General features: G+C 42.9%; 14 protein-coding genes. 3 read left to right on the forward strand and 11 right to left on the reverse strand.

Features of this window, described 5'->3' with window-relative positions:
* Nucleotides 1-175: 175 nt before the first annotated feature.
* From DV872_RS21200 to DV872_RS21225, 6 genes are all read right to left on the reverse strand, one after another.
* A complete protein-coding gene (locus DV872_RS21200; RefSeq protein ID WP_114631971.1) occupies nucleotides 176-1339 on the reverse strand; it encodes a uroporphyrinogen decarboxylase family protein in 1164 nt (387 codons plus the stop codon).
* Between the two features lie 28 nt (nucleotides 1340-1367).
* Complete coding sequence (locus DV872_RS21205; protein ID WP_114631972.1) at nucleotides 1368-2873, reverse strand: sugar ABC transporter ATP-binding protein; 1506 nt, start codon at nucleotides 2871-2873, stop codon at nucleotides 1368-1370.
* Nucleotides 2866-3876, reverse strand: coding sequence for an ABC transporter permease (locus DV872_RS21210; protein WP_216664429.1), 1011 nt, complete (start codon nucleotides 3874-3876; stop codon nucleotides 2866-2868). Before DV872_RS21210 ends, DV872_RS21205 begins: the two co-directional genes overlap by 8 nt.
* Before the next feature lie 87 nt (nucleotides 3877-3963).
* Complete coding sequence (locus DV872_RS21215) at nucleotides 3964-4956, reverse strand: sugar ABC transporter substrate-binding protein (protein WP_158547099.1); 993 nt, start codon at nucleotides 4954-4956, stop codon at nucleotides 3964-3966.
* Nucleotides 4957-5003: 47 nt separating this feature from the next.
* Nucleotides 5004-6224, reverse strand: a complete 1221-nt coding sequence (locus tag DV872_RS21220) for an ROK family transcriptional regulator (protein ID WP_114631974.1) — start codon at nucleotides 6222-6224, stop codon at nucleotides 5004-5006.
* Between the two features lie 161 nt (nucleotides 6225-6385).
* The gene (locus DV872_RS21225; RefSeq protein ID WP_158547100.1) at nucleotides 6386-7219 is read right to left on the reverse strand and encodes an AraC family transcriptional regulator; all 834 of its coding nucleotides are present in this window, start codon (nucleotides 7217-7219) and stop codon (nucleotides 6386-6388) included.
* A 103-nt stretch (nucleotides 7220-7322) separates the two neighbouring features.
* Here DV872_RS21225 and DV872_RS21230 point away from each other — a divergent pair, with 103 nt between their 5' ends.
* The 3 genes from DV872_RS21230 to rbsK all read left to right on the forward strand — a co-directional run bounded on the left by DV872_RS21230 (nucleotide 7323) and on the right by rbsK (nucleotide 9956).
* Nucleotides 7323-8378: a uroporphyrinogen decarboxylase family protein gene (locus DV872_RS21230; protein WP_158547101.1), complete on the forward strand. Its 1056-nt coding sequence runs from the start codon at nucleotides 7323-7325 to the stop codon at nucleotides 8376-8378.
* Between the two features lie 81 nt (nucleotides 8379-8459).
* Nucleotides 8460-9014 carry a tRNA-uridine aminocarboxypropyltransferase gene (locus DV872_RS21235; protein ID WP_114632007.1) on the forward strand — a complete coding sequence of 185 codons (555 nt, stop codon included), beginning with the start codon at nucleotides 8460-8462 and terminating at the stop codon, nucleotides 9012-9014.
* A gap of 24 nt (nucleotides 9015-9038) precedes the next feature.
* Nucleotides 9039-9956 (forward strand): ribokinase, encoded by a 918-nt coding sequence (gene rbsK / locus DV872_RS21240; protein ID WP_114631977.1) that lies wholly within the window; start codon nucleotides 9039-9041, stop codon nucleotides 9954-9956.
* 120 nt (nucleotides 9957-10076) lie between these two features.
* Here the strand turns inward: rbsK and DV872_RS21245 are convergent, their stop codons facing one another.
* From DV872_RS21245 to DV872_RS21265, 5 genes are all read right to left on the reverse strand, one after another.
* Nucleotides 10077-11075 carry a Gfo/Idh/MocA family protein gene (locus tag DV872_RS21245; RefSeq protein ID WP_158547102.1) on the reverse strand — a complete coding sequence of 333 codons (999 nt, stop codon included), beginning with the start codon at nucleotides 11073-11075 and terminating at the stop codon, nucleotides 10077-10079.
* A 33-nt stretch (nucleotides 11076-11108) separates the two neighbouring features.
* Nucleotides 11109-11678: a flavodoxin family protein gene (locus DV872_RS21250; protein WP_114631979.1), complete on the reverse strand. Its 570-nt coding sequence runs from the start codon at nucleotides 11676-11678 to the stop codon at nucleotides 11109-11111.
* Between the two features lie 81 nt (nucleotides 11679-11759).
* Nucleotides 11760-13154: a sulfatase-like hydrolase/transferase gene (locus DV872_RS21255; protein ID WP_114631980.1), complete on the reverse strand. Its 1395-nt coding sequence runs from the start codon at nucleotides 13152-13154 to the stop codon at nucleotides 11760-11762.
* Complete coding sequence (locus DV872_RS21260; protein WP_114631981.1) at nucleotides 13147-14496, reverse strand: sulfatase; 1350 nt, start codon at nucleotides 14494-14496, stop codon at nucleotides 13147-13149. Before DV872_RS21260 ends, DV872_RS21255 begins: the two co-directional genes overlap by 8 nt.
* Complete coding sequence (locus DV872_RS21265; protein WP_114631982.1) at nucleotides 14493-15512, reverse strand: LacI family DNA-binding transcriptional regulator; 1020 nt, start codon at nucleotides 15510-15512, stop codon at nucleotides 14493-14495. Before DV872_RS21265 ends, DV872_RS21260 begins: the two co-directional genes overlap by 4 nt.

The raw sequence follows: 15512 nt of genomic DNA on the forward strand, positions 1-15512 counted from the left end.
TATTGTTCATGAAAAAAGATATCTGGCTATGGTTGAATAAGCCAAAACCAATGGCAGAATCAATGTTTTTTTCAGATGGTCAAATGGGGCTGTTTTTATGAAGCAATTTTATCTTGGACAGCTGTGATGTTATTTATTAAATCGATTGACATATCCTATTCTCCTTATCAATTCATCAGTATGTACATTTTAGTGATTCATCGAAAAATGCTTCCAGTAATGCAGGTTTTGCATCAAAGAAATGATCAGAGGGAGCCAATATAAAGCCCCCGTCTTTTCCAGCCTGTTCAAAACAATTTCTTACAGCTTGACGAGTTTCAGAAGGAGTAGCACGATCAAAAAACAGACCCTGGTCAAAACCTCCGATCATACAAACTCTGTTCCCTATTCTTTTTTTTGCTTCCACCAGATCCGTATCCCCCCCCATTCCTATGGGAGTGAAGGTTTCCATGGCATCAGGGCCCATATCCGCAATATCTTCAAGGATAGGCATCATGCCTCCGCAGGTATGATACACGACCTTCTGATCTACCTTATGCACAGCCTCTATGATTGCACTGTCATAGGGTGCTACAAAATCCCGGAATATCTGGGGTGAGATAATTGTGGTGGATGCATCTCCTCCACCAAGTTCATGAATGTCGTAGGCCGCCCCTTTGAGTGTTTCCACATAGCGTATCTTTCGGTCTCTGAGGATTCCCAGAAAAGTATGAACCCATTCCGGATCATCAAATGTTGCCATGATCATTTTTTCAACGCCAAAAAGACAACAGGCATCCTGCCAGCATCCAGGTTGTCCAAAAAGATCAAAGGTTGGAATGTGACCTCGGATAATCCCTCTGTCTCCAAAGTTTTCTGCAGCAGCATTGACGGCTTCAACATCACAGGCAGGAAAGGTTACATGCTTGCCAATAATGTCAATATCACTCTCTTTTTTTACCAGAGGTTCGGCTACCCATGTTGTATATTCATTGGAATCAAGAATTGTAGTGAGATTTCCGCTGGGAGTCTGGATTGTATATTCCACTCGACGGAAGTTTTCTTTCTCCTCCACCACTTTCTTATCAATCTTCCAATCATCAGATGAGATCATTCTGGTTTCAAGAAATTCCATTTCTGACTTCTGAGCAGGATTCAGGTAATATCCTGTTGATTCGGGAGCTTTATAATCATATACCCAATCGATTGCATCAGCGTTGTATTTATTAAAGAAATCAATGATCTTTTTTCCAGGCATATATTTTTTTAAAAAGTAGGGCAGGATATGATGGGTTGTTACAGCCAGTCTATCTATAGGTTTCCGGTCTATTGCAGCCAGAAGCCTTTCTCTTGAGGTCATAATTTTTTACCTTCCATTTTCTTAATATTTAAGAGTGGATTGCTTTCGCCAGTAATTTCTCTTCATTGGCGTCTTCAATATCAAATTCACCGTTGATCCGGCCATCCTTCATCACATAGATACGGTCACACATGCCCAATATCTCGGGTAACTCAGATGACATCATGATGATAGCAAGCCCATCTTTTGCCAGTTGATCAATCAAGGCATAAATTTCAGATTTAGCACCTACATCAATTCCTCGTGTAGGCTCATCAATGATGAGTACACGTAGATCTTCATTCATCAGCCATCTGGCTAATATGGCTTTCTGCTGATTCCCACCGCTGAGCTTTGATATATTCTGACTGATAGAAGGAGTCTTTACAGATAGTTTCTCTACTATTTCTCCTACCTTTGTTGATTCCATCTGTGAATGAATTGTAAAACCCTTAAGGAGAGATTTCAGTGAAACGATGGATATATTCTTCAAGACATCCATATTTGTGAATATGCCGTCATGTTTACGATCTTCCGGAATCAGACCTAAACCCATAAATCGGGCTTTTGAAGGACTGTTGGAAGTAAAAGACATCTCGTTTATTAAGATTGTTCCATTCAGCTTTTTATCAGCCCCAATAAGAGCTCTGGCCAGTTCGCTTCTACCTGAACCCATCAGGCCTGAAAATCCGACAATTTCACCTTTTTTCACATTGAAGTTGATATCATGAATCTTTTCAGTTGAGAGATCTTTGACATCCAACATTATTTTTCCAACAGAGTGTTCTGTTTTAGGGAACAGATCTGTTAACTCCCGTCCGACCATCAGGGAAATCAGTTTATCGTTGCTAAGATCTTCAATGGGGTAGCGGCCTATCAGACAACCATCCCTCAATACTGTTACCATATCTGCCAGTTCAAAAATTTCATCGAGTTTGTGAGAAACATAAAGGATTCCAACTCCCTCTTTACGAAGTTTTTTTATCAGGGAAAATAAATTTTTAATCTCTTTCGGACTGAGTGCGGATGTAGGCTCATCCATAATTATCACTCTGGCATTTTGTGAGATGGCTTTCGCGATTTCTACCAACTGCTGCTGGGCAATCGGAAGGCGATCCACCTTCATCATAGGATCCACGTCCAATCCAATTTTTTTGAGAATACCAGTTGAATCTTCTTTCAGTTTCTTCCAGAGTACCCGGCCGCTTTGTGTATGGGGTAATCTTCCAAAATAGATGTTCTCTGCAATGGAGATCTCCTGAACCAGGTTCAGTTCCTGATAAATAACGCTTATTCCTTTCTTGATGGCATCCATGGGGTGGGAGACTTCTGCAGGCTTATTTTCAATAAGATATTCTCCCTCATAGACAGGATAAGCACCGGACATTATTTTTATTAATGTGGATTTCCCCGCTCCATTCTCACCCATCAGTGCATGAATAGTTCCGGGTAGAATTTCAAGATTGACAGCCCTGAGAGCATACACTCCAGGAAACCGTTTATGAATATCTCTCATTGAAACAAGAGGATGATTTCCTGCATTAGTATCAGTCATTGCATTCTCCGATCTTGTCAGTTTCCTTCAGAAGATCTTTTTCCAGTTTTCTTTTTCTGTATCCATCAAGATAAACTGCCAGTATTAATACAAGCCCTCTGGCTACTTCCTGATAAAAGGAGGAGACATTCATAAGAGTCAGTCCATTCTGAAGAACTCCCAGAATTAAAACTCCAAGGAAAGCACCGGTGAGAGTCCCTATTCCACCATTTAGACTCAATCCACCAAGTATTACCGCTGAAACAACTTCCAATTCAAAACCTATACCTGCATTGGGTTGTCCGGAATACATGCGTGATGCCAATATGCACCCTGTTAATCCGGTCAAAAGACCGCTGATTACAAAGGTTTGAATCTTGATGCGAATAACGGGGATACCTGACAGATGAGCTGCACTGCTGTTTCCACCGACAGCATAGATATAGCGTCCGTACATTGTATGATTCAGGATATAGTAGAACAGAATCAACAAGACAATCATTATCAGGACAGGAACAGGAACAGGTCCTATAAACCCGCTGCCTAATTCACTGAATTCCATTATTTCGACCTGAAAGGAGACTGCTTTGGTTGTAATGAAGGCAATCCCTCTGAGGATAGACAACATTCCCAATGTTGCAATGAGAGAGGCAATTTGCCCCTTCGTTACAAGAAGTCCATTGATAAGACCGATAAATCCGCCAATAAGTACTCCCGCCAGGACAGCCAGGAAAATACTCCCTGTATGATTTAGAACCCAGACACATGCGACTCCAACGACTGCAACCGATGAACCTACGCTCAGGTCTATTTCTCCTGTCAGAATAATTATGGCCATACCTATTCCGGTAATGGCAACAAGAGAGGACTGACGTAAGACATTCGTCAGATTAAAGGCAGTAAGAAAAACAGGAGATATTATAGAAATGACAACACCAAGTACAAACAGAGCTATAACTAGACTTTGCTGCTCACTTGATTTGATTTTATTAATAAGGGATTTGCCAATAGTTGAACTCGACAATGGAATCCTCCAGTATGTACTTTTTTTATATATAAATTTTGGTTAAGATGGAGGAGCGAAGTGCTCCTCCCTTATGAATTGTGTTATTTAGTCTTCGAGTTTTCTAACGGCTTCGAAGTCTATTACGTATTTTTCTCCGTCTTTGTTATAGAACTGATCAAAGTTATTAATATTTATGGCAACAGTAGGAGTCTTGTAATGTTCGGGGAGTGCTTCGCCTTTCGCTGCTTTTACAGCTGCATCGATACATCCAACACCAACATAATTGGGGAACATTGCCAGAGACGCCTTGTAAGGTGATCCGGAGAGAAGAGCAGTCTGTCCGACTACACCTTCAAAACCAAATCCGATTACAGTTAATTCAGATTCATTCAATCCTGCTTCTTTATACGCAGCCATTCCACCTGTTGCAGAGTTGTCATTGATTCCGAAAATAACATTGATGTCCGGATGGGCAGTCATGGCATCCTGTGAAACCATTAGAGATTTTTCTTTGTCTCCACCACCATCAACTTCCTGCTTGATTTCATAGTTCAATCCTGATTCTTCCAAGGCTTCTTTGAAACCATCGACTCTCTGACGACAGTCTTCATAATTAGGTAAACCGACTATGAGAACTTTAGGATCAATATTATTGTCTTTAGCATAACCAACAAACCATTCACCAACAGTTTTTGCTGATGCGAAGTTGCTTATACCAACAAAAGTTTCTGCACCTTCAATAACATTGGATTCAGATAAAACGGGAACTCCTGCCTGATTAGCCATTTTTACAATGGGTGCCATGGCTTTAGCATCAACCGGTGTAATAATCAGTACATCAACTCCCTGAGCAAGCAGGTTTTCAGCAGCGCTTATCTGACGGTTGATATCCATGTTTGCATCGGCTGTTACCAAAGTAATTCCTAATTCATCTGCCCGTGCCTGAGCACCCTGCAAGATATTCTGATACCATTCGTGTGTCATGAGGCTGAATACATAGCCAATCTTCAGTGTGTCATCTTCTTTTTCCTGCTGGCCAGTTGCCCATAAAGAGAAAGAACAAGTAATAAGAACCATAATCAATAAAGCTTTTTTCATATAAACTCCCTTGTATTTGTATCCGTTTTTCACGGTGATACACATTTTTATATTCCTGGAGATTCTTTCTCCAGGTAGTTTTCAAGAACAAGTGCCGCTCCGCCGTAAAGGTCAACATCTTTTCCTAGTGGGGATTTGATAACAACCACATTTTTTGCTATGACCTTAAAGGCTCTTTTGCTGACCAGGTTCTGAATAACAGGTATCATTCGGCTATAGTCGGTATCTCCAATTTCATTAGAAGTAATGATAATTCTCTCGGGTGAATACATATTGGCAAGTGTGACAGCTCCGATGCTTAGAATCTCCGCCTGTTTCCGTATCAATTCCTGGCAGATTAAATCTCCCTCATCAGCTTTTTTAAAGATACTTTCAATATTTCTGACATATTGATTATCTGTTATCTCGTTAAGTCCATAGCCCATTTCCTTATAATAGGAATCCACCAATGACCGGAAACCTCCATAGATTTCCAGACAGCCTTTGTTTCCACAGGAGCATTCAGGTCCATTTAAATCTACAGTGATATGCCCGACTTCACTGAATACATCTTTCTGTCCGCTCTGCATCTCACCATTAAGCACAACCCCGGCTCCGATACCAATTCCGACTGTATATATGACAAAATTGTCAAATCCGCGTCCGGCACCATACCAGCGTTCACCCAAAGCACTTATATTACAGTTGTTTTCAAGATAGACAGGTAGATTCAGGTTCTGTTCCATAACAGATTTAATGTTGTATTCTCCCCACCTATAGGGAGGTAGTTCTGATGTTTCACCTGTTTCAGATATTCCAATATTCTGTTGGCTGATAGGACCTGGACCGGCAATTCCGATTCCCAGTATGGATTCAATATTTAGCTGGCATGTCTTGGTAATATTTTTTACGAGCAGTAATAAGTGATCCAGTATTTCATATTTATTAAGCCCTGATTCACCATGAAAAAGCTCTTCACTGTAGAGCAGATTTCCACTTATATCAAAAAGGCCTCCAATGACTGAAAATCGACCTAGATATAAAGATATTGTCCTGAACTTGACGTTATTTATTGTCAGTGGAATAGTTTTTTTATTATCTGTCTGATCGGTCACTTCTGTAACCAATCCATCATTCATCATTGTGCTGACAATGCTTGTAATCGCGGCTCGGGTTAATCCGGTTTTCTTAGCAATTTCAGCGCGAGTAATCTGATCATTTTGTTGAATCATTTTCAGGATGACTGCCCTGTTTCTGATTTTATTAATTCTAGAATTGTTGCCTTTCATAATCACCACTTGTTAACTGAATTAACAATATTAAAGCATGTGGACGTGTTTATGTCAAATTAATTGTTCTTAATTGTGATAAATGGTACTTTTAAGGGATCTGTATTGTTAACATATTTAACTATAAGAATATAATAAAAGAAGGTTTCATAAGCGATTTCTCAATTTATATGAGATTCTTTCTCTATCTTTTTTTGATATTGCAGGGGAGTCTGATTGTAGAGACTTCGGAATTTCCTGATGAAATAGGAAACATCGGAAAACCCCGATTTCCCGGCTGTTTCTGAAACAGAAAAACCCCTGTTCAGGTAGTACAGACTGTTTTCCAGTCTCAGATTCATGAGGAATTCCATATAACTGGAGCCCGTATGGGCCTTGAACTTTCTTGAAAAATGGTAGCGGCTCAGGTTAACGGCAGAGGCCGCATCATCGAGGGTAATCTGTTCGGTAAAGGAGCTCTCAGTCCACCCTATAATCCTATGCAGGAATGGATTCAGCTTCTTCTCTTCTTCATTTTTCCGTTTTGGATTATAGAAAAGGTTAAGGAGCTGCAGAATGCCGGCGGTTCTGGACAGACCGTTTTTTTCATCAATCCGGGAGAGGAGCTCCAGGGCATTGTTCATACGGGTCCGGTTGTCGCTTATTCTATAAGAATCATATCGAAACAGCCTGTCTATGACTTCATGGTGTACCATATCCAGATGCTGCAATCCGATATGCCATACCTTAATGGTTCCGCTATTTTTCAAAATCCTGTAAGAATGGATGACATCAGGTGGAAAAAAAAGGAGCTTCACATCTGTCAGATCATGAGTGGTTCCTTCAATATTGACAGTTCCCTGCAGATTTTCACAGATATTAATCTCATAACTGCTGTGGTAATGCATGCGGACATAAGAATCTTCACTATAGAATTTTTGATGAAATTGCAGGGGATTCTTGAAATTCAGACCCTTTTCTTCATGCTTTACACCAGATAATTCTTCAATGATCATAAGGAACAATATCATGGAAACAGCAATACTGTCATATTATTGAGCAATATTCATCTAACATGAAGAGGGTATGGAGCAATATAATAGATATAGGAGTATGAACATGTTAAAAGATTTTAAACCTGATTATAGGCGACTGGTCCGGGCTGCCAGAAATGAAATAACAGAGGGGCTGCCCCTATACGAGCACCACATCAATCTAAAAGTGATCGGCAGTATTCTCAGTAGAGATCTGGAGCAAATGTATGAGAGCCGGGAGCCCGGGCAACTGGAAGAGATGTTCAGCCTTATTGCTCAGTTTCATATAGATTATGGATATGACTGCTACTCCTTCGAGGGCTGCTTCACCGAACTGGTTCAGGGAGGGAAGGGATTAACAGGACAGGCCGGACCCATCATCCGCAGTATGGATGACTTCAGAGCATTCCCCTGGGATCAGGTCATTGATGATTATTTTGAGCGTTTCAATCCCTACTTCGAGGCCATTAAGGTGACTTTGCCGGAGGGAATGAAAATCGTTGGGGGTGTGGGAAACGGATTGTTCGAGACAATACAGGATTTTGTGCCCTTTACAGAGCTTGCCTATCTTGAAATTGATGATCCTGAACTCTTTGCCGAATTATGGATGAAAGTAGGAGACACTCTATACAGAATCTGGGAAAGATTTCTTCTCTCCTACAGCGATATTCTCGCCATCGGCCGCTTTGGAGATGACCTGGGTTTTAAAAGTGCACCCCTCCTTAATCCTGCTACTATAAGAGAATATATTATTCCTCAGTATAAAAGAATTGTGGCCCTTGTTCAGTCAAAGGATATTCCCTTTCTTCTCCATAGCTGCGGCTGTATCTTTGATGTGATGGATGACATTATCAACAAGACTGGTATCGATGCCAAACATTCCAATGAAGATGCTATTGCTCCCTTTTCACACTGGGTTGATGAGTACGGAGATAGAATTGGTAATTTCGGTGGTTTTGATATGGATGTTATCTGCAGAGAAACACCTGAGAATATCAGAAAATATGTGCATGATATCGTCGTACCCCTTCAGGGCAGGAGAGGTCTGGCCTTTGGATCTGGCAATCAGATCGCCGACTATGTTCCCCCCGAGAACTTCCAGGCCATGGTGGAGGAATTCCGCCTGATCCGGGGGTTCTGATACATTCAATTAAAATTTGAAGCCCTAAATAAGTTTCCCTCTTTATGGGAACTCCCAATGTTTTCTGTTAATATAATAGCTGTGAAAATCCATCTGCTGACCCATCAGAAAGAATTGAAGAGGCCCACGAATACCGCTGCCCTTGTGGTTAAAACATTGGGGAGTGGCCTGGCGGAGCAGATCCTCTGGGGGAGAAAAAATCCCGACCAGAGTCTTCTTGACTCCATAGCCCGGGGGAGGGCAGTTCTTCTGTACAAGGATTCAGAAGAGAAAGGGATTGAGGATCTCTCAGAGATCGATGACTTTATCATTCTGGATGGAACCTGGCAGGAGGCCCGCAAGATCTATAATAAGAGTCCCTATCTTCATGGGGTGAAGACATTTTCATTTTCATCACAGAGCAAATCAAAATACAACATAAGACGCAACCAGAAAGAAGGCGGCCTGTGCACCGCCGAATGCGTCATTGAGCTGCTGAAAATGAAGGGGGAATCTCAGAAGGCCGAGAAATTAAACACGGCCTTCCTTGAGTTCCTGAAAGCAATGATCACAAGGGTAGTGGTCCTTTCCTCCCCCTGCTCTCCCGAGGTGTATACGGCAGAAAAAGTCAGGGAAAATAAAGAAATAAAGAAATAAAGAAATAAAACAGGGAAAAACAAGATGCAAAAACCAAAGATAACCGTTGTCGGCAGTAATATGGTCGACCTCATCTCCTATATCGAAAGAATGCCCCAGACGGGAGAAACCATCACGGCTCCGGACTTCTCTCTGGGATACGGCGGCAAGGGGGCCAATCAGGCTGTTGCCGCGTCCCTTCTGGGGGGAGATGTCCGCATGGTAACCAAGGTGGGGGATGATCTGTTCGGACCCAATACCATCAAAAATCTGGAGTCCTTCGGAATCAATACGGAGTTCTCCGAAATTGTCCCCGGCGTCTCCAGCGGCGTGGCTCCGATCTTTGTCAATCCGGACTCCCATAACAGCATATTGATCATCAAGGGGGCAAACTCCCATCTTCTCCCGGAGGACATAGACCGGGCCGGAGATCTCATTCTGGATAGTGATATGGTCATCATGCAGTTGGAGGTGAATCTGGAAACCATTTACCACACTGTTGCATTGTGTGAGAAGAATAATATTCCAGTCATACTGAATCCGGCCCCTGCCGACCCGGCACTGGATGCCGAGAAGGTTAAAAGTGTCGCCTTCTTTGTTCCCAATGAAACCGAACTGCAGACCCTCACTAAGATGAACACAGACAGCATCGATCAGGTCAAAGAAGCCGCCGGGAGCCTCCGTGACAGGGGATTTCAGAATATTATTGTGACCCTGGGTGAAAAGGGATCTCTGTTCTTTTCTAAAGACAAAACTGAAATTATTCCGGCTATAAAGGTTCAAAGCATCGATACGACGGGAGCCGGTGATGCCTTTATCGGCTGTTTTGCTGTCTACTACTGTGAGACGGGAGATGTCCTGAAGGCCATGAGTCTCGCCAACCGCTATGCGGCACTGTCGACGACATGTCAGGGAACTCAGAAATCCTTTGCCAGCAGGCGGGAGCTGGAAGATCTTATATAAGAAATCCTGTCCACACATATCCTGTATCCGACTACCTGATGAACTGTCGATCAATCAGGCTGTCAGGGTTTCCAGGAATTCTCCCTAAAAATGGTCCTGCCAACTTTGGGCGGAAGCAGCTTATCTTCTTTTATCATTGTCATACACCAGACCTAACTGATCCTTGATCTCATCAATAGTTTCCATCAATTGAACTGTATCGGATAAAGGCATGATCTCATTTTCAAGTTTCCCTTCTCTGATAGATTGGGAGGCAGCAGAAATCTCAAACTGGAAGCCCACCTTATCATCATACTCAAATCTTTTTTTGACAGTATCTGAATCTATAAGATCCAGACAAACTTCATCGGCTCCATGAAATCTTTCAGGAAGGGTTATTCTTCCCTCTGTTCCGATAATTTCGGCTCGGGAAACAACAGGAGCATTGACTGTAGAGTTCAGCATTGCCAGGGCACCTGATTCGTAACGGAATATATAGGTAGATTGCACATCCACTCCGGTTGTACCAATCTCTGCCAGAGCCTTTATCTCTACAGGTTTCTCTCTCATGACCATATTGGCAAAGGATAGGGGATAGATTCCCGCATCCAGCATGGCTCCACCGGCCAGGGCGGGATTAAAAAGACGATGTTCCGGTTCAAAAGGGAATTTGAAGCCGAATGTGGCCCGGATCTGTTTGATCTCCCCGATGACTTTTCTATCCAGAAGTTCTCTGACATAGACGATAGCCGGTATAAATCTGGTCCACATCCCTTCCATCATAAATAACTTTTTTTCAGCTGCCAGAGCCTTCAGGGCTCTCATCTCAGCCCCGTTAACTGTCATTGGTTTTTCACAGAGCACATGTTTGCCGGCCTCTAGAATCTCTTTTATATTTTCATAATGATAGTTATGAGTCGTGGCAACATATACCGCATCAACATCATTATTATTCAGCAGTGAAGTGTAATCAGTATATACATTTTCAATTCCATGTTTCGCTGCAAAGGCTTCGGCTTTTCCTTCTGTTCTGGAAGCAGCGGCAATGACTTCTGCATCATTAACAGCCTTGGCACTATATGCAAACTTATTGGCGATACCACCACAGCCGAGGATACCCCAATTGATTTTATTATTCATAATTTGATTCCTTTTATGCCTCATCATTTCAGTTTATTTAAGGGATGCCAGCTTTTTACCCAGGGCCGCCGCTTTTTTTATGACGTCCTCATTCTTTTCTATATCCCCCGGATCTGCGGCACTGCCGTATACCATCCCTGCATTGACTGCTCCTAGATAGTTGAACATGTCCTGAAGGGATCGTAATGCATTTACAGCACCCGAATCAAAGGGATTATCATCAGCAAAGCACATGAGCGCTGCCATATTTTTGTCCCGGAAGATATTTTTCTCATCGACACCCACGGCATAAAGACGGTCTATGAAGGTTTTAAGCTGGGCGGAAAGGTTGAACCAGTACACAGGGCTTGCGAAGACAATGGCATCCGACTCTTCCAGCTTCTTGTAGAGCGGGGTCATATCATCTTTGATGATGCACCCGGGAGATGTTTCCTTCTGGCAGTGGTTACAGCCCCTGCAGGGACTGATGTCGAGACCGGCGAGGTAGACAGTTTCTACGTCAGCTCCGTTTTCTACGGCAGCATTAGCAAGTGCTTCAGCAAGGGCTGCTGTATTTCCATTCTTTCTGGGACTGCCCAGGATAACTATGATTTTCTTTTTCATAAATCTGCCTCATATTAAATGATCTCACTGACTGACAGATTTATTGTAATTCATATCAGTGATATATGGGACAGGAAAGTCTCAGTTTTCTGAGTAGAAATCCCAGAAGGCCCTCCCCGTAGGGTGTTTCAGATCATCCCAGTCATCACGAAGTTTATATAGCTTCTCTTTCATCTCTTCTACTTTTTCGGGATTCTGACTAACCAGATTATTCAATTCCCATGGGTCTGATGCCAGATTAAACAACTGGGTCTCTCTGAAATCAGATCCTGCATATTCAACCAGTTTATATTCATCCGATTTTACGGCTCTCAGTTTATCCTCATATGCAAAATACATATCTTCTCTGTGGCCGCTTCTGTCATTTTTCTGCATGGAATCTTTCAGGCTGTTCCCTTCTACAGAGACGGGGCGTTCAATGCCTAGAAGATCAATTAAAGTAGGGAAGATATCAAAGAGGTAGCAGTGATCATTACGCTGTTCATTGGAGGGGATTCCTGGACCTTTAAAGACAAGGGGAACCCTGGTGCTGTGTTCGTAGGCACTCTGCTTGCCAAAGAGCCCATGCTGTCCAAGGGCCAGGCCGTTGTCTCCGGCAAAGATGATAATACTGTTTTCCATCTCTCCCTTTTTTTCGAGGGTTGCAAGAATATCACCTATGGCATCATCCAGATGGGCAATCATGGCGTAATATTCTGCCATATGCTGGCGGACCTCTTTCTCTGTCCGGGGGTAGGGTGCAAGAACTTCATCTCTAACATCCCTGATTCCATAATCGAAACTATGCTCCGGGGCAAAATTCTCAGGGAGTGTAATCTTTTCTGGATCAAACATATCCATGTATTTCTGGGGCATGGTTCTGGGGTCATGGGGTGCCATAAAGGCTACACTTAAGAAAAATGGTTTATCACTCTCCCTGTTCTCCAGCCAGTTTATTGTTGTTTCTGCAAAAAGGTCGGTGGAGTGCTTTCCCGGGCTTATATGGTCGCTCTGCATTACATCCATCTCTCTGGAATGAAAGGCATCCTTGATATAGGGAACAGCGCTGTCATATTTACCTGTGGGATCAAAGCTGTGGGCGGGGACATTCCAATGATCCCACATCCCTCCAAAGAATATTTCTCCCCCTTCGCTGAAGCTTCTGGCATAGGCATCAGAGCCGTTGTGCCATTTTCCTGTTCCGAAGCAGTCATAGCCCTGTTTCTGAAGATGTTCTCCCATCAGTACATGTTCTTTTGGTATCTCCTGCCCTTCTTTCTGAAGATGGAAGAGGGATCTCCCCGTATGAAGCATGGCCCTGCTGGGCATACAGACTGCCCCACAGGTTCCACCAGGTATATGGGCATGAGTAAAACTGCAGCCCTCTTTTACAAGTTTATCCATATTGGGGGTGTGTACTTCTTTGTTGCCAAGGGCATTGATTGTATTAAAATGTTGATCATCTGTAAAAAGCAGTATTATGTTTGGTTTATTCATGGAGACCTCGCTTTTCTATTTCCTGTTCCGGAAAACTATAATCCCTGTACCAGGGAGGTAATTCCTTTGCTAATAATTCTGCCTCTGTTGAGCAGTTCTCTATAAGATTTTCTTTTTCTGAAAAGTCGGAGCGTGAGTAGAGCTCTCTTTTTCCATCTTTCCACTCAATCAGTTTGTAATTGTCATTAAGGACAAGACGCCAATCATAGCCCTTTCCCTTTTCTGTACTGAGGGAAGAACTTCCATGTTCTCTTACATGCTCAGACTTTCCTGAAAGAATTGGCCAGAGTGATCTGCTGTCCGTTTTGCTGCTGATGGGCACTGCAGCGGCTTCAAGAATTGTGGCATAGAGGTCAATTAGTTCTACGATTGAATTATTTACGGCGCCTTTTTTTATACCGGGACCACTGAATATCATGGGAATACCCAGGGATGGATTGTAGGGGAGACATTTTCCATAATGTCCTCGATCCCCAAGCATCTCACCGTGGTCTGAGGCAAATACTATTACTGTATTTTTAAGATCTCCCCTCTCTTCCAGTTTTTCAATAAAACCTCCGATCAGGCTGTCTATATTATCCATCATGGCAGCATAACAGCGCCTGATCTGCATATGATCTATGGATTCATCTCCATTTTCAGGGACAGGAAAGTTAATGTCTTTATAGAGGCCGGCCATCTTTTCAGTAATATCAAAGGGGAGGTGGGGACCTGTAAAATTAACCTGAAGGAACCAGGGTTTTTCACTGTCTGAATTTTCAATCAGTTTCAATCCGTTTCGGCATACCCAGTCGTCGCCATACTGTTCCTGTTTCAGAATGGAGGGTGAAGTTCCAAGAGATCCCCGGTCTTCCATATTACTGATATATTCTTCAACAACACCCTGATCTTTCAGATAAGTTATATAAGGACCGCAGCTCCCTTTTTTGTATGCTGCAACTGCGTCAATTTTTCCTTCGGAGTCTATGCCGGAGCTGAATCCCCAGTCTTCCAGAAGATTCTTTCCATTAGTTCCCCAAATAAAAGCGGGTTTATGAAGGTCGAATTTCCCACAGCCCAAGACTTCATAACCGCTGTCTCGTAGTTCCTTGTAAAAGGTCTGAGAGTCTAGAGGCAGGTTCTCTGTATTATCTTTAACACCTGCGTTGTGGTATTTCATTCCTGTTGCCAGGGCAGCCCTTGCGGGAGCACAGAGAGGTGAGGGTGAGATGGCATTGCTGAAATAGCATCCCGACTCTTTTAATTCTTTGAGATTCCCGGTCCTTAGGGGTATCTCTGATTCACCTTCAAGCCAGGCCGGTCGCCACTGGTCTGGAAAAAGAAGTAAAATATTCGGTCTCATATAGATTTCAAGTCCTTTACGGATTTTCGGATATTCAATGACATGGGTATTTCAATATCTTCAGGTTCTGTGGGGTTTCCATTTTCAATGCGTTTCAGAAGAAGCTTTCCTGCGGTACTTCCCATTTTTTCAAGATCATGTTCTACGGTGGTCAGAGCGGGTGTAATAATTTCTATTCCCGGGTAGTAGTCATGTCCTATGAGTGAGACATCCTCCCCCAGTTGCAGATCACTCTTGTTCAGAGCCAGAACACATCCCATAGTAAGGTAATAGCTGGTGCAATAGACTGCTGTGGGAGGATTTCTCTTAAGTTCCTCCAAAACAATATCCCTGGCATTATTCATTGTATAGTCTGTCCAGAGTATGGAGTATTCACTCTCTGGGATACCGTATTTTCTGAAGGCTTCACGACAGCCTTCCATTCGCTCATTAGTAACCATTGTACCCCGACGTCCAGTGACAATTCGTATATTTCTATGACCCTTATTTATCAGCTCTTCAATGGCATTATAAGAAGCCATTCTGTTGCCCCCGTGAATATAATCACAGGGAAGGTCTTTTATCTTGTCTGAAAGACAGATAATGGGAGTCTCATTTCTCAGATACCTCTGCATCTCCTCTAAACAGCTGTCTCCGTGGGAGAGAGGGAAAATGATCAGACCGTCAATGGAGCGCTGTTCAAAAATCTTCAGGCGCTGTTTCAAACGTTCCGGGTCTCTTTCATAGTCACTGATTATCAGGGTATAGCCTTTTTCTTCGAGTACCAGGTCGATGGCTTTAAGAATATCCAGAGAGAACAGTCCCGTCAGTTCGGGAATCAGGACTGCCACAGTCATTGAACGGTGAGATTTCAGCCCCTTGGCTATAATGTTTTCTTTAAATCCCAACTCTTCAATGGCCTGCTCTACCTTGATTTTGTTATAATCTCTCAGTTCATAACCGTTGAGGTGACGGGAAATTGTTCCCGGGGAGACTCCGGCCATTTTTGCAACATCGTAGATGGTACTCTTTTTCAT

The organism is Oceanispirochaeta sp. M1, from assembly GCF_003346715.1.
Classification (GTDB): Bacteria; Spirochaetota; Spirochaetia; order DSM-2461; family DSM-2461; genus Oceanispirochaeta.